Annotated in this window: 20 protein-coding genes; all 20 read left to right on the top strand. The window is 39.5% G+C overall.

What is annotated here, in order from left to right:
* The 20 genes from B9J87_RS09485 to topB all read left to right on the top strand — a co-directional run bounded on the left by B9J87_RS09485 (position 1) and on the right by topB (position 18,543).
* Positions 1 to 1,116, top strand: coding sequence for a hypothetical protein (locus B9J87_RS09485; protein ID WP_094125918.1), 1,116 nt, complete (start codon positions 1 to 3; stop codon positions 1,114 to 1,116).
* Positions 1,106 to 1,852 carry a hypothetical protein gene (locus B9J87_RS09480; RefSeq protein ID WP_094125919.1) on the top strand — a complete coding sequence of 249 codons (747 nt, stop codon included), beginning with the start codon at positions 1,106 to 1,108 and terminating at the stop codon, positions 1,850 to 1,852. The genes B9J87_RS09485 and B9J87_RS09480 overlap by 11 nt, the downstream gene beginning before the upstream one ends.
* Positions 1,845 to 2,039 carry a hypothetical protein gene (locus B9J87_RS09475; RefSeq protein ID WP_094125920.1) on the top strand — a complete coding sequence of 65 codons (195 nt, stop codon included), beginning with the start codon at positions 1,845 to 1,847 and terminating at the stop codon, positions 2,037 to 2,039. Before B9J87_RS09480 ends, B9J87_RS09475 begins: the two co-directional genes overlap by 8 nt.
* Positions 2,032 to 3,564 carry a GspE/PulE family protein gene (locus B9J87_RS09470; protein ID WP_094125921.1) on the top strand — a complete coding sequence of 511 codons (1,533 nt, stop codon included), beginning with the start codon at positions 2,032 to 2,034 and terminating at the stop codon, positions 3,562 to 3,564. The genes B9J87_RS09475 and B9J87_RS09470 overlap by 8 nt, the downstream gene beginning before the upstream one ends.
* A gap of 8 nt (positions 3,565 to 3,572) precedes the next feature.
* Complete coding sequence (locus B9J87_RS09465; protein WP_094125922.1) at positions 3,573 to 4,595, top strand: hypothetical protein; 1,023 nt, start codon at positions 3,573 to 3,575, stop codon at positions 4,593 to 4,595.
* A 1-nt stretch (position 4,596) separates the two neighbouring features.
* The gene (locus B9J87_RS09460) at positions 4,597 to 5,079 is read left to right on the top strand and encodes a hypothetical protein (protein ID WP_094125923.1); all 483 of its coding nucleotides are present in this window, start codon (positions 4,597 to 4,599) and stop codon (positions 5,077 to 5,079) included.
* Complete coding sequence (locus B9J87_RS09455) at positions 5,079 to 5,561, top strand: hypothetical protein (protein ID WP_094125924.1); 483 nt, start codon at positions 5,079 to 5,081, stop codon at positions 5,559 to 5,561. The genes B9J87_RS09460 and B9J87_RS09455 overlap by 1 nt, the downstream gene beginning before the upstream one ends.
* Before the next feature lie 10 nt (positions 5,562 to 5,571).
* Positions 5,572 to 6,540, top strand: coding sequence for a hypothetical protein (locus B9J87_RS09450; RefSeq protein WP_094125925.1), 969 nt, complete (start codon positions 5,572 to 5,574; stop codon positions 6,538 to 6,540).
* A gap of 14 nt (positions 6,541 to 6,554) precedes the next feature.
* Positions 6,555 to 6,947 (top strand): hypothetical protein, encoded by a 393-nt coding sequence (locus B9J87_RS09445; RefSeq protein ID WP_094125926.1) that lies wholly within the window; start codon positions 6,555 to 6,557, stop codon positions 6,945 to 6,947.
* 72 nt (positions 6,948 to 7,019) lie between these two features.
* Positions 7,020 to 7,205: a hypothetical protein gene (locus tag B9J87_RS17630; protein WP_141138085.1), complete on the top strand. Its 186-nt coding sequence runs from the start codon at positions 7,020 to 7,022 to the stop codon at positions 7,203 to 7,205.
* Positions 7,206 to 7,285: 80 nt separating this feature from the next.
* Positions 7,286 to 8,257, top strand: a complete 972-nt coding sequence (locus B9J87_RS09440) for a trypsin-like peptidase domain-containing protein (protein ID WP_094125927.1) — start codon at positions 7,286 to 7,288, stop codon at positions 8,255 to 8,257.
* Between the two features lie 757 nt (positions 8,258 to 9,014).
* Positions 9,015 to 9,536, top strand: a complete 522-nt coding sequence (locus tag B9J87_RS09430; protein WP_094125929.1) for a lytic transglycosylase domain-containing protein — start codon at positions 9,015 to 9,017, stop codon at positions 9,534 to 9,536.
* Entirely contained in the window at positions 9,523 to 10,032 is a 510-nt protein-coding gene (locus tag B9J87_RS09425; protein WP_094125930.1) for a hypothetical protein, read from the top strand. The genes B9J87_RS09430 and B9J87_RS09425 overlap by 14 nt, the downstream gene beginning before the upstream one ends.
* Positions 10,033 to 10,104: 72 nt before the next feature.
* Positions 10,105 to 11,127, top strand: coding sequence for a CpaF family protein (locus B9J87_RS09420; RefSeq protein WP_094125931.1), 1,023 nt, complete (start codon positions 10,105 to 10,107; stop codon positions 11,125 to 11,127).
* A gap of 76 nt (positions 11,128 to 11,203) precedes the next feature.
* Positions 11,204 to 11,923, top strand: a complete 720-nt coding sequence (locus B9J87_RS09415) for a SprT-like domain-containing protein (protein ID WP_094125932.1) — start codon at positions 11,204 to 11,206, stop codon at positions 11,921 to 11,923.
* A 17-nt stretch (positions 11,924 to 11,940) separates the two neighbouring features.
* Positions 11,941 to 12,279, top strand: a complete 339-nt coding sequence (locus tag B9J87_RS09410; RefSeq protein ID WP_094125933.1) for an H-NS family histone-like protein — start codon at positions 11,941 to 11,943, stop codon at positions 12,277 to 12,279.
* Positions 12,280 to 13,116: 837 nt separating this feature from the next.
* On the top strand, positions 13,117 to 15,051 hold the full coding sequence (locus B9J87_RS09405; RefSeq protein ID WP_094125934.1) for a type IV secretory system conjugative DNA transfer family protein: 1,935 nt from the start codon (positions 13,117 to 13,119) through the stop codon (positions 15,049 to 15,051).
* A complete protein-coding gene (locus B9J87_RS09400; RefSeq protein WP_094125935.1) occupies positions 15,048 to 15,587 on the top strand; it encodes a hypothetical protein in 540 nt (179 codons plus the stop codon). The genes B9J87_RS09405 and B9J87_RS09400 overlap by 4 nt, the downstream gene beginning before the upstream one ends.
* Positions 15,584 to 16,324 carry a MobC family replication-relaxation protein gene (gene mobC, locus B9J87_RS09395; RefSeq protein WP_094125936.1) on the top strand — a complete coding sequence of 247 codons (741 nt, stop codon included), beginning with the start codon at positions 15,584 to 15,586 and terminating at the stop codon, positions 16,322 to 16,324. Before B9J87_RS09400 ends, mobC begins: the two co-directional genes overlap by 4 nt.
* Before the next feature lie 2 nt (positions 16,325 to 16,326).
* On the top strand, positions 16,327 to 18,543 hold the full coding sequence (topB, locus tag B9J87_RS09390; protein ID WP_094125937.1) for a DNA topoisomerase III: 2,217 nt from the start codon (positions 16,327 to 16,329) through the stop codon (positions 18,541 to 18,543).
* Positions 18,544 to 18,686 lie beyond the last annotated feature (143 nt).

Below are 18,686 nucleotides of genomic sequence, written 5' to 3'. Positions count from 1 at the left end.
ATGATAGTTAGTAATCAAGCGAAGCTGATTGATAGAAAGCAATTAGCCAAGCATCAAAGAAAACATCCTTCAAACTATGAATTAGTTTTGGAATCGAATGGTGAATTGGTTCGCTACTATCAAGATGAATTTACTTACGCAAAAGCAGAGGCAATAAAGGCTGTTTTGCAAAGACAAGGGGATATTCAATCCCCTTTTGTTTATCTTGAAAAGTTAGAAAGTGAAATATGGTATGCGTGTTCATTCGATAATGAAGGTGTTCATGCAGAAGCGGTTGCTGATTTAGAAACACTGCTTCATGACCTTAGTTATGATATTCACATTGCATCAAAAATTCTCGTTGCAAATGGAGAATTAAACTTTCAAAAAGACAAGCAATACCCAATCAATCCAATATCTCAAGATGATTTGAAGCCGTTTGCTTTAAAGCAAGTAAAAAAGTCGATTAAATCGGTCACTCTTCCAGTTGTTTTGGTGCTTATTATCGCTATTTCTTCTGTATGGTTTTTTTCTGAAAATGAAACTCAGACAGTCGCAGTCGCTGAGAAGCCCAAAACTGAAAAAGAGCTCTTTCTTGAAGGTTTTGATACAAATGTGCTTGCTTCAGATGTGATTGATAATGCGTTGAACATCTTTATAGAAGCAAAGCTTGCTCCTGCCCCTATTGAAATCGACAAGGTTGATTTGGATGGTGACAGGTTGGTTTCATCACTCAAGCTAAATGACGTTCGCCAGAAAGTCATTCGAGATTGGTTAGAGAGTAATGAGGGATTTAAAAATCATTACAATCTTAGCAACAACCAGTTGTCTGTTTCACTTTCTCATGTAAGTGGATTTAATCCGGCTTTTATCTCTAGTTATAAAAGCGATCTGATTGATGCTTTAGAGTGGCTAGGTGCGAAAGTAACTAAGAAGTCAGAAAGCCTTTTTGAAGATATTTCCGTTGTATATTTTGAGTTGGAACTGGACGCTCATTTGGGAAATGTTCGAATACTTTCATCCATTCTAAAGACTCCATCAGTAACAATGAAATCATTCAGCATGACTAAACAAGACAGTGAAAATGTCAAATTAGTCATGTCCTTTAATTTGCAAGGGTTAGTAAATGAACTTTAAGAAACTTCCAAAGAAGACCATTTATATTTTAGTTTTTGCTTCGTTTTTGGTTATCTATTCGGTTTACGATTTTATATCTTCGGATAGCCCGAAAGCTCAAGTAGTGGTTGATGCTGCTGAGTTAGATGTATATAAGCAGATAGATTTGGCAGAGCAAGATCAATCTCCATCCACTTCGATTGATGTGGCCAGTGCAACAACAGAGCTTCCAAAACAAAGTGTGGACGATGTACGAAGTCAGCCTTCGTCTTATTACGAAGCCAAAAAATCGACAAGTGTTACAAAAGCTAGTCATGAAGTGAAACAGCCAACCTTCAAGCTCACAAAAGACGGTGAGAAAGTGCTTCGAAATCTTGAGAGCAAATACTCAAACACTGTTCAAATCGACTACGTTAATTCACAGATAGCATTGAAAGAAGCTCAAAAGAAACTTGAAGAACTGAATGCACCGTCTATTGATGAAGTACAGCAAAAAGCTCTTGATAAAGTTACTTTAACTATTCCGTTTAAAGACCGGATCGTTGTTTCTAGCATTATCACGTCAACAAAAAGCAAACGCGCTTGGGTGAGCGTGGACGGTGAGGATTTACCAATTGCGGAAGGGGCGGCGTTCTATGGTGTTAAAGTTGTCTCTATATCGAGTAATTCGGTCATTTTCAGAGACCTTGGCACTAATGAAACATTCCAAAAATTCTTTAATCATCAGATGGTTCCTGAAGGTGGTGTAAGTGAGTGATGATATTACTGAATCATTAAAAGGTGTTCGTCTGATTTCGGGGCGAACGGGTAGTGGTATTTCATCACCTCTAGCTGCGGAATGGAACTCGATACAGTACAAGTACAAAGGTCGAGTCATTAGTTTCATGGAGGAACCTGTATCGGTTGATATTAGTACCAATGAGAAAGGTGGTTTAAATGAGTGATGTGTTACAAACGGAGGGGCTAAAGAATGTTTACCTTCGGCATCAAGATGCCGTATTACTGGATAACGGAGAGATCCATACCAGTGATTTAGATAGTCAATCAATACCGGAAATTATGAAGGAATACAAAGAGCATCGAAATTTGATTCCTGAGTTAAACGGTCGGCGACCTAAAGTTGTTAAGAAATCTGTGAGTGAGGTTGCAGCGTATATTGACAAAACAATATCAAACAAAAACAACTTTGCTTTTGTGGATAAAGCGAAAATATCCAAGATTGCTGAAGCCGCGAGGGATATTCTACAAAAATCGGCCATGCTTGGTGTGTCTGATATACATTTCGAGATATATCGAGATAGAACCGAAATCAACGTTCGGGTAGATGGACGTATTACACCGCTACAGAAACAGATCCCCGAAAAAGAATTCGGTATGCTGCTCTGCGGTTACATGTTCAACGAAGCAACTCAGAAGAAGCATGACTTTTCTGAAAATAAAGCTAACGATGGACGACTAGAAATCGAACTTGATACGCCAGATGGTAAGCGTTTGTGTAAATGGCGGCTCGCATACATTTATGCAGATGGAGGGGGTCAGCTAACGCTTCGTTGGTTAAATAAAGATCCTAACATTCCTGAGATCACCGATTTGGGATGGGAACAAGGCCACTACGATACATTTATTGATTTTACTGACTCATCAAATGGCGTTTGTTTGATTTCGGGGCAAACGGGGAGTGGTAAGTCAACAACTCTAGCTGCGGCTTTGAACTCGATGAAGGGCAAAGGTCGAGCTATCAATACCATTGAAGAACCAGTGGAGTTTGATATTGGTGTGATTCAAACATCGATTTCAAATACTGCTGACAGCGATACTTTTGTAGATGTGGCCAAGTATTTATTGCGTCACGATCCAGACGTCGAAATGCATGGTGAAGTCCGCGAAGAAAAAGGGGCTATGAGTGTGTGCCGCAAAGGTGAAACAGGGCAGTTGATGTTTGCTACTTTACATACATCTTCATGCATCGGTATCGCACATACTCTGTCTGAACAAATGGGTGTCCCTGTCTCTTTGATTTCTGCACCAAACTTGATGAGGCTTTGGATCTATCAGGCTTTAGTCAGAAAGGTTTGTCCTAAGTGTTCGTTAACCAAAGAAGAAGCTTTGAACGTCCTATCACAAAGAGATAAAGGTCGTTTAGAGATCTGGATTGAGACACAAAAGGATAAGAGCCTCGATAACGTCAGGTTTAAAAATCCCGAAGGTTGTTCACATTGTATCAAAGGCGAAAAGGGGCGAACGAGCGTTATTGAAATGCTTGTTTTAGACGATGAAGACCGCCGTTACATTCTCAATAAAGATTATCTCGGATGGGCTCAGGCACTAAAAGCGAAAGGCTTTAAAGATATTATTAGTCATGCAAATTTAAAAATTTTGCGAGGTGAAATAGACGTCTTTACAGCAAGCGAGCGAGTCCTAGGGCTGATGCCGCAAGAGACAAGAGATATTTACAATTCTTTCTTTTAAGGTGTTGTATGGCAATCAGAATGAATGTACAGAGTCAAATTGAGCTATTACAAAAAATAAAGCGTCTCTCGGATGCGGGCGTTTTACAAAAAGGAATAGCAGACCAAATATCAAAATACGGTAATAAGAAGGAGAAGTTAGCGGCTGAAAGTTGCAAAATCTCATTAGGAAGCGGTTTTTCAATGGCTCACGGCTTGAAAGATTACCTTTCTAAAAATGCCTACCTTAGCTTATTAAGCAATGAAAAACTTGGTGAGTTTAACGCAGGTCTACAAGATGCGATTGATTCACTAAAAATAGAAAATGCTAGTACAACTCAGTTAGTTAAGGTTTTTAGGAAACCGATTCTGAGTTTAATCATTGTTTTTTTGGCGAGCGCACTAACTTCCAAGTTCGCTTTCCCAAGTTTGGCTGAATTGGTTAGCCGGAGGCGATGGGGGACAGTCAGTGTATTAGCAAATGAGTTTGGCTTGTTCTGGCTTAACTATGGTTTAGTAATATCAGTCATATTTTTTATCGTTTTCATATCAATGTTTATCAGTTTAAAATATTGGTGTGGTGATAGTAGAAAGTATGTAGATAACTTGCCTGTTTATAAGCAGTATCGTTATATTCAGTGCGCAAACTTATTAACGTCTATTGCTCATCAAGTCTCTATTGGAACAAATATCAAACAAGCTTTACTTCAATATCAAGAAGAGTGTGGAAAGTATGTGTCACTCCACATAGATAAAATGTTTGATATTATGGGGACTGGTAAAACAAACCTCGGTGACATCTTCGATACAGGTCTTTTAGTAGATGAAGAAGTCGATACATTAAAATTACTTGGCGATATAGGAGATTTTTCTAAGACATTAAAAAGAAGTTCGATTATTCATCAGGAAAAATTAACTGATGAAATTAATAAACTAAAAACTTGGGGCGTTAGAATAACCAATGTTGTGACATATTCATTTGGTTGCCTCGTCCTGTCTGGTGTAATGCTTCTAGCATTCGATTCAATCACTAAAGTAAAATTCGGGTATTAAAATGAGTTTAAAAAAACAACGTGGTGCGCTAAGTGCAGAGTTTATCGGTTATTTAGTGGGTATTGTTGCAATGCTAATCTTTGTCGCGTCTCAGTCTCCCAAAATTTGGGATAAGGCTAGAGAGATCCACTTTACATGGCAAGCTAACCAAATCGCACAGGCTGTTCCAAACTGGAAAAAAGGTCGAACTGGTTTCACTGGTGTATCGATAGCAAAAGTATGTGCTTCTGGTGAATTAGGTAAATCTGTTTGTGGTGACTCTGACGATGGTAAAGGCACAAACATCTATGGCGGTGACTGGGATATTAGAGTAAATTCAGGTTCATCTGGTCTTTTTGATGTCGTGGCCACGATTCCACAAGATACTAATAAGATTGCTTCTTTGGCTGATTCAGTAGCTTCCTCAACGCGAGGTGACTGTACAGAGGCTAGTGGTTGTTCGTCCATTTCAACGGGATCCAATAGCATTACAATGACCTACTAATGAATAAGCAGAGAGGAATCTTAACTGGTGAGTTAGCCGTAAAACTTAGCATCCTCGTTTTTTTATTAATAACGTTAGTTCCTCCTGTCGCTCAATTGGGATATTCATATGCTTCAGCTAAATCAGTTGAAGCATATGTGAATAAAATAATCCAATTGAGTAATGTAAATTATTCAGAGGATGTGTTGAGCTCTCGGTGTCTAAGTCAAACTGAGCTGTCTATGAGTCATTTAAATCTAGATAGCTCTTTCAATTCAATTGATTTCACAGTCGAGTATGTTCAACATTCAACAATGACGAATGTTAAGCCAGTGGCTATTAAAATAACTGCTCACTTCAATGATAGTTCTATGCTTTCAAGTGTTTCAAGATTTCTAGAAAGCAATGAATATAGTGCCAATTCAATGATATTTTATGCTCCTTTAAGTTTTAGTCTTCCAGATTGGCAGCAATTGGATGTAATTACAGGGTGCATTAAATAAGTGAGGTTTTTTGTACAAGTCTTTAAACCGCGAAAAAGGTTTATCTAGTCTTGCTGCATTATTAATTGCGTTAACGATTACATCAGCATTTGTAATTTATTATTCGCAGTATGTTCAGCATCAAAGAATGAACCAAACCGCTGAGAAATTTTATGAACGTTTACTCTATTACAGAGATTCAATTCATGCTTATGCAGCGGATCGTTATCAGGCGGGTTGGGGTGTAAATACCCAATCCATTTTTCCAACAGGATTTAGTGACTTGGAAGGAGTGTATATCCCAACTTGTTCGGTGAGTGACAACGAGAAAGGCTTTTGTGAGCGTTATAATCAAACATCACTAGGCTTGATACCTGACAGTAACTACTCAGTTGTTCCCGTTCCTAATGCTGCAAGTCCTACCCATTACAGAGCTGAAATTGTTATCAACTTGCCGGATAAAACAGACAATAATTTCAAGTTCGAACGTGCAGCAGTTCTTCAATACGCATCACAGATGCCAAATGTCGTTTACAACGATGCAAGCAACACGCTCACATTGCGAGTAGACAGACCAGACAAGGCTTTTGCTTACGATTCTCTAGTTAAGCGTAGTGGTGACGATTCAACGCTGCTAGGCGATTGGGATGTGGGCGGCAACTTTGCAATTACCAATGTTAAAGACGTAACGATAAGGAATTCTGACGGAACACAAAGAGGGGTATCAGGTCGATTAACGGATATTTACACCGTTGGACATGGTGCCTGGATTCAAAAACCTAAATGTCCAACAGGAAAAAGTGTTGTACCAAGTTTTTCAATTACGGAGGTGTTAACAGACAGATATCACACATTAACCGGAATGCAGCGTGCGTATAAGCTTAACGAGACAGCTACTCATATCCAAGTAGGGCTTGATGCCAGCGCAAAACGAAATTCAAACAGCGATAATGTAGCTCTACATTTAGGGCTTGTTACCGTCAATCTACAATGTAAATAAATAGGAGATGGACAATGAAGAAACGGCTTATCGCCGCTCTCTTAGTGGTTCTTGGTAGTGGTAGTGTTGCTGCCAAGATAACATATGACGAAGCGATTAAAACAGATGATCAACTCAATGCATACAATCCACACACAACTAGAACTAACGGCTTTACAACTAGTGAGCTATCGCTACAAACAAGTGGTGGAAGTGCTAAACATTACTCTACATCAGCAATAAATACTGTTCGCACTGTGACTATGGAGCCAACATCTACTTATAATTGCGCTTTGGCTGGCGTTGAAGGTGATTACAGAGGCTTTATGGAACAAGGAAAAGTCTATGAAAACAGTGGCCGTTGGATCCTTCATGCAAGTGCGGGAGATACAACTGTGACTGCAAGAGCAGTTTGCTTTCCTAAATAAATAATAAATATAGTTGTTAACGGTTAAACCCTCAGTTAGTATTAAATATATTTAACTTTCTGAGGGTTTTTTATGACAAGAACCGAGTTTAAAGACCACTATGAGTCAAAGGGCTGGACAGCTCCTGAACTTGCAAATCGGTGGGGATACACAGCGCCCACACGCATTCACCAAATAGCAGCAGACGTAGAAAACGGGCATAAGCGCGCGCAGTCATATATCGATATGTTACATGGCTTACCTAATAAAAATAGTTAAACATATTTAATTTTTACATTGACAGTTAAATATTTTTAACTGTAAAATGTACTCAGTTAATCAAGAAATGGACACTTAAAATGAAAAAATCGCTTGTATTCATCACCTTGGCTATGGCATCTCAGGCAACAATGGCGATCGAGAATGGAACGTCTCTAGACTGGTCTCAATATTCAGATATGGCTACATTCAACTGTACCGGTACAGTCATTGGTGGCAAGTATCTGCTTACAGCTGGCCACTGTGAACTACAAAATAATAACATTCTTTTCTCTGATGGTAGCTTTAAAAGTGCGACAGTCAGCAATAACCCTCTAGGTCTTGGTGATCCGAATGGTCCCGATATTTCGGTTTGGACTTTAGACACTCCTTACCAAACAAAAGACATTCGTTTCGTTGCGAACTTGAATAGTGAGCCCGTTAACAATGGCGATACCATCAATATTTATGGTTTTGCTGGAACCCAACAGTTAAAGGTTGCACAGACACAAATTAACTCTGCTGGCACAGCTAACCCATATTGGTACGCTTCAATTGATACTGGTAACGGTACTACACAAGCTGGCGACAGCGGCGGTGCTTGGACAAACCAAGTCGGTGATATTGTTGCTATCCATAACTCTGGTGCAGCCGGTACGATGTTAGCGACTCGATTAAGCACAGTGAAAGATTGGTTACTCGATGAAGTAGATGCTTGGCACTATCCAACTCTAGCTACGACGACCGCTAATAGTGCAACAATTACCGTTCAATCACTGCATCGTAACGTAACGGCTGATTCAGCGTATACAGATGGAGCAATTACCCTTGTAGGTGGCTCATGCTTAGGAAATAACGCAATTGCTGCTTTTGATAAATGTACCTATATCGTTGAAGGTTCCGGAGAGGGCAAGCTTTATCTCTCAGCAAATGAATATGTGCACGTAAACAAACCTAAACCAAGCATTCCTGACGGTGGTAATACAGGTTCTAGTGGTGATTCAGGCGGCGGCTCAGTTGGATTTGGTTTACTTTTACTTGGTGCTTTAGGGTTGCTGAGAAAGAAAAAATAAAATCACGAACTTTGAAAAAGGCAGTTTAATTAACTGCCTTTTTTATTGGGGTTTATATGGAATTAATCAAATATTTGTTAGCGTTTTTATGTTTTATCCTGTTTTTTAAATTAATCAGAAAGCAATTCGGTTTGGACTGTCATTTTGTAAGAGACAGAAATATCAGAACACTTCAAATGACTCTGTGCGCGATAGTTTGTTTATCTGTTTCAGACTCAGAACCAATTTTTTATCTACTGGCCGCTTTTCTTCTGGTTGTCATTCATTGTTATACATTCGTGATCAAAGAGTGTGAAGGCTCAAAGTTAGCGATCGTTCCCGACCTACTTAACAGGCGCTCAGTATCAGTGCATCTAGCGCGGCCAACACAGGCATTTGATAAAGCAACGTACTTGGAACTCAAGCTGTTGATCAGCAGACTGAAGAAAGCCAATGTATCGAAAGTAACACTATGCTCCCCAATGCTCTATAAGTCAGACAAGGCGCGGAATCAAAGTAGGCTGAACAAATTATTAGTGTCCGAAATAAAGCATATTGAAAGTAAGGAGGTGAATTGCATCTGTAAACCATTATCAGTGGCAACACTTTCTTATTACAAATATATAAGAAGGGAGAAAAGCTTGCAGAATTTAAATGTCTTAAAGTGGTATCAAATCGAAATTCATTTAACCTAGCATGCAAATAAAAAATTCGCTATCTGCTAATTTTTTATTTGTATGGAACAACGCGAAGCGGCGTTAGTAATAGCGGATAATCTATGAAATATATATTACTTTTATTATTGATGTGCTCATTTTCAGTTACTGCACATGCACAAGTAAAAAAAGGCGAAAGAAATTACCTTGCTTGGTCGTCAACCTATAACAGACCTGCGCCGAAAGCTGCACATTGTGTGAAATATTGCGATGTAATCAAAACTTATAGCCAGATTTACGGTGTACCAGAGAACCTTGTTATATCAGTAATTAAAAATGAAAGTGGTTTTGATGCATCTGCGGTATCACCGAAAGGGGCTAAAGGCTTGATGCAGATAATGGACTCAAATTCTAAACACTATGGTATTGATCCATTTAATCCGAATGAAAACATTAATACGGGTGTTCAAATGCTTTCTAAGTTGATCACTAAATATGAAAGCATTCCTTTGGCTTTGGCGGCTTACAACGCTGGGGAGAGCAATGTAAAAAAATACAAAGGAATTCCGCCATTTCCAGAAACAGAGCAATACATAGCTCGTGTGTTAAATCATTATGAGGAACTTAACGATGTTAAAAGATAAATTTTTACTATTCATATTTCTGACCACGCCATTTTTCTATTCAATATTTTCACCAGACGCAAAGGCTGACTCTGATGCTGAATGTGCCATTTGGATGTGCTTACCTATGGGATTTCCATCTGGATGTGGAGAAGCTAAAAGTGAGTTTAAAAAACGAATCAAAAAACATAAATCTCCATTGCCTAGTTTTAGTTCCTGCTTAGTCGGTGCGTCTGTCAACGAAGATAATTCAGATAGATTTGATGCAAAATCAGGCATTGCCGCGTTAATTCCCCCTTATAAATATTGCGTGAGAGAAGAAAGGTATCAGCATGGAAAAGATTCGGAAACTCGGTGTGTCGAGTGGGGCATGACTCAACAAGAAATTGTTAAAGGCACTTATTGTCAGTATTCGAGCAAAAATGGTTATCGATCGCCACGTCATTGCTCAAAAACGTTGAGGTTTACCGAAGTTTACAGAAATGGTCAACTCTACGGTGAAACACACTACTACTAACTAATAGACCGTTACACTTATCATGAACGTTATCCACAACAAAGGTGGGTAAGCTTGCAATGAGTTAATTATATGAGTGATTTTATAGAAACGATTTTTGGCTTAGTTCCGAAAGATAAAGAGTTCGAATGGACGTGGGTTGAGCAACATTTTGGAGGGTTACGAGAACTTTATGAGACCGCAGGAGTAACAGAAATCTTCGTTGACCGATTTGATCGAGTGTCAATTGAAAAGAACGGTCGAATTGAATTTACAGACGTAAAGTTTGAATCTGAAGCTAAGTTTGTAAATCTCATAAATCAAGTATCAGTTGCATTAAATCAAGAATTTAATGCAGAGAATCCCATTTTAGATGCACGTTTACCCGATTGTTCTCGCCTTTGTTGCACGTTGCCACAGGTAACACCGCAAGGTGCAACCATGACATTACGTATCGCACCCAAGGAGCATATAAAGCTTGAAAAACTTGTTGAGTATGATGCTCTAACTGATGAAATGTATGCATACCTTGTTGATGTAATTAAACAAGGCAAGAACATTTTAGTGTCAGGGAATACAGGCAGCGGGAAAACAACGCTGTTGAGAGCACTCTCTAGATACATACCCATAAATGAACGGATTGCCATTTGCGAAGATACGCAAGAGCTCTATATCGATTGGCTGCCTTTCAAAATCGCAATGGAAGCACCACACCGAAAAGATTCATTTATTGATATGGCCAAGTTGATCGAAACGTCTCTTCGTGTACGACCGGATCGAATCTGGGTTGGAGAAATACGGAAACCAAGCGCTGCTGATGCATTTTTGCAAGCAATCAATACTGGTCACAGCGGCTGCGCTACCACTCTCCATGCGAACAGTTGTGATGATGCTGTTTCGCGCTTGCAATACTTGATTGCAAGCCAAGGTAATATCAGCTTTGAGTTGGCTAAAAAACAGATTGTCGATAATGTAGATGTGTTTATACAAGCATCTAGACACTTCAGCTATGGCCGGAAGATTATCGAAATTAAAGAAGTTCGGCAGGGTGAGTTGGTTAACATGTTTCATTTTGACAAAGTAAAAATGAAACATGTGTCAAACAAATTGGCTTAAAAAACAAGATCAGCAGATAGGATTGACATCTAACGTTTGGTAAAATGTTTTGTATTGTACAATACAAAACATAATTATGATGAAGCCGACCGTTGATACTTATAATGAACTTCAAATCGCTTATGATTTTTTCAATGAGCGACTTTTCGCTAATGAACTGCCTCACTGTTTGATCACGTTACAGCGTGAAAAAAGCACTTACGGCTATTTTAGCGCAAGCCGTTTCGTTAGTAAGTCGGGAAAAACGACTGATGAAATTGCATTAAATCCGGCATATTTCGCCATTTGTCCACCCGAAGAAGTTCTCCAAACCTTAGCTCATGAGATGGTACATTTATGGCAGCACCATTTTGGAAACAAGGGGAGAGGTGGTTATCACAACAAAGAATGGGCTGATAAAATGGAGTCCATCGGTTTGATGCCATCGCACAACGGTAAGGAAGGTGGAAAGAAAACAGGTGACAAAATGGCTGATTATATAATCAAAGGTGGCATTTTTGAAGCCTTATGTAATGAGCTATACAGCGGAAATTTCAAAATCTCTTGGGCGGATAAGTATCCGGCCAGAGAGATTGTCAAGAACGCGATTGCAACTAACACTCTACATGAAATTGTCGATATACTTGAAGAGTGGGGAGTTCAAGCCAATGAACAAGGTGAACTACAAATTATAAGCGAGGTGAAACCTACGCGAGTAAAATTTGTGTGTGAACGGTGTTTTAATGCGGCTTGGGGAAAACCATCATTAAACATTATGTGCGGTGATTGCAATGTAAAAATGACCGCAGAAGATTAACAATCAATAGGTGCAAAATGGACATAAACGAACTGAATAATTTAAGAAAGCTAAGAAAGCATCTTAAAACCGAACCATCCAGCTTAATCAGTGAGATTATCGAAAAGCTGACAATTGTTCACGATGAAGTTTACGAACGTGAACAAAGAGAAGTAGAAGAAAAAGCACTTCAAGAAGAAATCTTAGCAGCACAACGGAAGGCCATTATTGAATCTGGTGTTGATATAGCATCATTAATGGAAGCCTTGGCACAAGATGTTCAGCAAAGAAAAGGAAGAAAAATAAGAACCAAACCAAGTCAAACACCAGTAGAACAACCAAGCCAAACTCCAAACGAAAACGCCAAACAGGAGTAAATTCAATCCCCAAGGATTGCTAATTTACTCTTTCCTTCAAAAAGCCTTTACCCCAATAAATGTTAAAAATCCCCTAGGATTTTTAAAGACATTTAGACCAACGGGGAAAGGCTTTTTTCATAAAAAAACTAAGCGAGAAAGCCACTCTCCCCCCCCAATTTTGTCTCACCCTCCATCTAAAAATTGGGGGAAAAGCGGAGTGGGTCGAGCGTGTTTTTTTCAAACAAGCGGATTTTTCGTCAACGAAAAAGAGGCTTAGTTTGCCTAGCTTAAAATCATTCAATCGCAACAAGCGCCCCCTTGCGGGGTTCAATTGAATGGTTTTAAGTGCGTTGAACTCCGTTCATAAGCATCTAAGGCAACTTTTCAGCCCACTGAAAATTGACTTAGACGGGGGAGCCGAAACAAACGATTCGCCCCAGCGAAAATCGAGACTGCCCCAGCAGTCGGTTTGTTTTGGGGGCTTGCCCCAAAAACCGTCGAAGTGGGCGAGACCAAGCTCGTCTTCGTAGTCGAACGCGATATTTTCTAGCATGTGAGGAACGAACGCAGAAAATGAGCTGTGAGCACTTGAAGAGGGGCTTGGTCTCGCGCAGCGGGACGGTTTTTGCCATAGGTTGGAATGGATTATTTTCAATCGTCCAGATTGGAAATGATTCATTCCAACCCATTGAAAAAAGAGCCTTTTTTCAATGATTCCCCATTCATGGGGAACAGATAGATATGGTCGTCCAGAACATATCTATCCTAATCCTTCGGTGTTTCCTGTCGGTGTTACCAAGACACCGAGCAATAACACCGAAGAACGACACCGAAATAACTCAAGGAGTGCAACGAATGTTTCTAGAAGTTATTGAGTTCGGAATCTTCAAGCTATGCTTGATTCTCGCATCCAAATTGTATGTATTTACATACTATTTTGGATGGATTCTTAGCTTAATCTCTGGTTTTCTTCTACCAATAATCTACTTTGACAAACCGGATAAAGTAGAAGATGACAGCGTACTAAGAAGAGCGTTGATCGCTTTGGCCTTCGTGCTAATACCTATCGGCGTATTCAGCAACTTAACGATCCCGCACTTGATCAAGTTCATTCAAGAGTACAAGATCTCTGTAGATAAAATGGTTCAGTATCCATTTTACTCAATCTTTAACTTTCCAATTTTCTTGGGCGGCATTGGCCTTCATATCTTCTTTCGAAGACGCCTCACACCACTCATCAATAAATTGAAAATAGCTTCAACTAAAAAAACAAAGTTAATGCGTGATGAACGTACAGACGTTCGCACGATCAAAGAGTTTTTGCCGAAGAGTATCGACTATGATCCACTGGATTATATCGATCTAAAAAAAGGGGTCTTTGTTGGTTTGGATGTAAACAGCAAACCGCAATACATCCCTCTTGAAACTCTACAGAAGCAGCATTTAGACGCTATAGGCACAACGGGTGCGGGTAAAGGTGTTGCGGTTGGTTTGGTGCTTTATCAGTTGATTGGTGCAGATGAAGGTGTATTTGTGCAAGATCCAAAAAATGACGAATGGGCTCCGCACTTGATGAAAGCTGCGTGTGACCATTACGGAAAACCTTTTTATCTAATTGATTTAAACAAACACGATCCTCAGCTTGATTTGTTAGCAGGTGCAACACCTGAACAAATAGAAGAATTACTTGTTGCAGGGTTCAGTTTGGCAGAAAAAGGAGACCTTGCCGACTTCTACCGTATTGATGACCGAAAAGCAGCAAGGAAAGCCCCACAGTTGGCTATGGAAGAAGAGTTAAAAACCCTCGCATCACTTTTCAACACTCCCTATGTTCAGGGTCTTCAAGAGACTGTAAAAGCGTTTTACGGGAAGCTTGAAGAAATGTCTTTAGTCGGGTCAATCAATGCAGAAGGAGGATTAAACCTGAAAGATGTGTTCGACAACGGAGGGTGTTGTTACATCATTGGTTCAATCCGAAATGCAAAAGTTCTGATTGCTCAGAAAATGATTCTGCTTCGAATTTATCAACTTGCTGAAAGTCGAGATAGGGTTAACGGAAAACCTCGACCGATTGCGATTTTCTTAGACGAGTTGAAATACCATATTTCACGAGCTGTTTTGGAGGGGTTGGGCGCGATACGTGATAAAGGTGTACATATTCTCATGGCACATCAATCAGTAGCCGACTTGCGGGACTGTCCCGCAGATCTAAATGGTGATGCTGTTGTTGGGTCGGTTGTCGAAAACTCAAAAAACAAAATTGTGTATAAAATTCAAGATCCGGAAACGGCAAAGTGGGTTGCTGATATGTCGGGGACAATCCTTGTTGATGATGAAACAAGGAGAGTTGAGACAAGCAAATCTCTAACTGAAAATGTGGATGGTACAAGAAGTATAAAGTTAGCGGAGAGAAACTTTGTAGATTCAAATATGTTAATGAACCTGCCTGAAAAAGTTAGTTTCATTTTCACGGCCAGTGAGATTGCCAAATCTTCCGTTATCCAACCTGTGAAAGTGAAAAAGAAAGAATTGTCTATCTATTCACCTTTCACTCAAGAAAGCATTTCATCACCTCTCACTGAGAGTGATGAAGATGAAGTGAGCGAATCAATCGAAACTGAAAGTTTGATTGATGATAACAGCGATTTAGATTTAGACATGTTCGTTGTCAACAACTCAAGCGATGACGATGATGAAAGCATTGAACTCGATAACTCAGAAGAGAATTTTACAGCAGAAGAGGAAGCCGACCTGTTGGCTGAACTCGAAAAACAAATTGAGGGCTTATGATGGAACTGAAACACAAAAGACTCGCCGCGCTGTGGGATCATATTAAGTTTAGTGACAGAGCTAAAAAGATAAAAAACCCAATAGACGGCGCGTTTATTCTATCTTCTATTTTTTCAATTTCTGCTTACGCAAGTAAGAAAAGTGAATCAATTGAAACCAAGTTTTCTAAAAAAACCGCACATAAGCTAATGGTTAAGCTTAAAGGGGTTCGGGATCAGTTCAGTCAGTTAGATTTAGAGTTTACATCCAAGTACAAGAACTTGGATGTTTGCTATATGAACACTAAGAAATTTCAGATTGATGTTGACCGAAAATTTATAACGCCTGAGACGGCAATGTTCATAAAGATTTTTTTGACCATTGATGACTACTTCACTCACCTCTACATGGCCAGAACTGGCGGTGAGCTAACAGAAAATGAAACTCTAGAACTAAGAAAGGCTTGTCTCGATCAACTGATTCGACTTCTAAACGAAGTGAATCAAATTTGTTTGTCGTTTCATAAAGCACGAAAAAGTATAGGTAAGAATCTATGAGCAATTTGATTTCATCAAAGGTTGATAGAGAAAACCGAAACTTAGAAAAAATGGCTATCGTTATCCGCTTCCTCAAACAAGAAATTTATACAGATTTAAAAACGTTAATGCTTTTGATGGGTTATAAAAGTCGTCAACCACTTGACCGACTGCTGACGAAGTTGATCAACATGGGGTACATTCAAAAACACGTTTTTGAATTTTCAACGGGGAGTATCTCAATTTGGGGCATTACTGATTTAGGTCTTGCTCAGTACATAGATGAAACCGACAGTGACTTTCAAGCTTTTGAACCATATAGAATCCGGTTCCCAACACTTAATCATAAGCTTCTCAATCAGCAAGTACGCATAAATTTAGAAAAAGCGGGTTGGACAAATTGGCGGAACGGAGACCGCCAATCTTTCAAAAAAGATTTTGCTGTTGAGCATCGACCTGATGCGATCATAACAACCCCAAGCGGAAAGAAAATCGCTATAGAAACAGAAAGAACGGTAAAAGCCATTTCTCGTTATCGTTCGATTTTCAAAAGTCACGTTATTGCTCGGCAAAAAAAATATTGGGACGCTGTTTTTTATATTGTCCCTGACGACAAGCTTCAAGCTGTTTTAGATAAGCGCTTCGATATGATCGAGTACATTCAATTTGATGAATCGAAGCATCCATTTACCAGTTATAAAAAAAATCTTGTTCGGATCTTTACGATTGAACAACTCCTGCATCTTAAAGAGGGCTAGAAATGAAAGTATACATAGCAGAAAAACCATCGTTGGCAGCCGCTATTTTTAGCGGCTTAGGTGGTGACGTAAAAACGCAGCGAAAAGATGGTTATTATCAAAATGGTAATAACGTTGTGACTTGGTGTGTTGGCCACTTATTAAGTATTTGTGAACCTCAAGACTACAACATCGATCATAAGCAATGGAACATCGAGCATTTACCCTTTCCAAGCGTCTATCCTCCTAAATTCAAACCAAGAAAAGGAGCAGAAAAACAACTAAAAACAGTGCTCAGTTTAATGAGTCAATCAACTAGCCTAGTCCATGCTGGAGATCCAGATAGTGAAGGTAATTTGATTGTCGATGAAATTATTACTTACGCTAATTACAAAAAGCCTGTTGAACGTTTATTAATCGCTGACCTTAACGATGCGCCAGTTAAAAAAGCATTGGCCAATATGAAGCCAAACTCAAATTATAAATATCTAACTTTAAAAGCATTGAGCCGCACTATTGCTGATAGTTCGGTCGGCATTAACTTGACTCGCGCTTATACATTAAAAGCGCGTGAAAAGGGCTTTACATCCGTTTTAAACGTGGGTCGTGTAATATCCACGCTGATAGGTATTGTTAACTCTGTGACACTGGCTAACCAAAATCACGTCAAAGCCAAATATTACGAATTATTTGGTTATTTTGCGGTTGGTTCAAACACAGTCAAAGCAAAGCTAGTGATTGATGATAGTTTTGAACGTGACGAGAAAGGGCGCTTGACCTCTTCACTGGAAGCGGCAGCCACTCAGAAAGCAGATTCCGGTGCCAGTGCAAGAGTTGAGAAAGTTGAAACTAAGCAAGAATCTTCAGCAGCTCCTGTACCTTTCAATTTGTCTTCACTGCAAATTGAAGCATCTAAGCGGTTCGGCTACTCAGCTAGTAAAACATTAGAGTACGCTCAAAGTTTATATGAGAAACACAAGCTTTTGACGTACCCACGTAGTGATAACCAATTTTTAGGTGAATCACACTATGCTAGTGCTGATGAAATTTTAACGGCAATCGCTGGGACGGTTGAAGGACTTGCATCGGCCACTCAATCGGCAGATACATCCATTAAGCATCGTTGCTTCAACGATGAACGTATTGAAGCGCACCATGCTGTAATACCAACATCTAAAAGTGGCCAAGGCGTCAGCCTCTCAGAAGGTGAACGAAACATCTATGAGATGGTTGCAAAGCGTTTTATCGCCCTGTTTTATCCCAACTCTTCGAGAGAGAAAACAACTGTGGAGTTTAGCTGCACAGAAAGAACATACGTGACTAACCAAACTACGCTTATCAAGCAGGGTTGGGAGGTGCTTTTTAAAGATCAAATCGAGGCAATTAAGAATGACAACACTTTTGATATTGGCTCACTAAAAAGCCCTACTGAATGCACATGTGAAAAAGTTGACATTGCAGAGAAAGAGACCACACCACCTAAATACTTCGATGAAGCGTCATTGCTATCAGCGATGACCAGAGCCGCAGATTGGATCAAAGATCCAGACTTAAAAGCTCAGTTGAAAGCAAAAGATAAAGGCAAAAAGGGGGAAAACGGCTCAATCGGTACAGAAGCAACGCGAGCTGGCCACATTGAAAAACTCAAATCGTTATCTGAGCTTATAAGCTTCAGCAAAGAAAAAGGCTATAAGAACCCTGTTTTTAAGACAACCAAAGCAGGACAACAATATTGCGAAATATTGCCTGACCGAATCGTAATGCCAGACACCTCAGCAATATGGGAGGGATACTTCAACCGCATCGAGAAGGGTAAGACAGAAGTTATTGAATTTATAAATGAAATTGATAGTTTCGTCCGTGATTTGGTTAAGAACGTTAAAGAGCAGGGAGTATCAATACAATCAGAAGGTGGCCATAAATGCCCTACTTGTCAGCAAGGCACGCTAATTCGTAGAAAAAATGCCGCAAAAGGTACATTCTTTCATGCGTGTAACCGCTATCCCGACTGTAAAACGGTTTACCCTGATGACAATGGAAACCCCCGCATAACGACTAAAGTGGCAGATAAACCCAAAGCAAGCGAAACTGAGTTTTGCAAATCCTGTGGTTCTGCACTGATTAGACGGGAAGGAAAGAATCCAAACTCATTTTGGTGGGGTTGTTCTGGGTTTCCTAAATGTAAGGTTAGATTTTTTGATAATAATGGAAAACCGGATAGAGACAAGGGTGAGTTATAATGCCAGCCCCTCACTTAATTACCACGAGAAACCCAATTGCTAGAGAAGTATTAAAAGATGAGTCAAATCTATTTATAGCTTCAAGCATTCAATCATTAGATGATTTTTTAAAAACTAAACTATCTGAAAATAAACATATATAC

This window comes from Vibrio sp. V19_P1S1T109, from assembly GCF_002241375.1.
Classification (GTDB): domain Bacteria; phylum Pseudomonadota; class Gammaproteobacteria; order Enterobacterales; family Vibrionaceae; genus Vibrio; species Vibrio anguillarum.
Note: the sequence above shows the minus strand (reverse complement) of the source record. Positions and strands in the feature narration are given on the sequence as shown.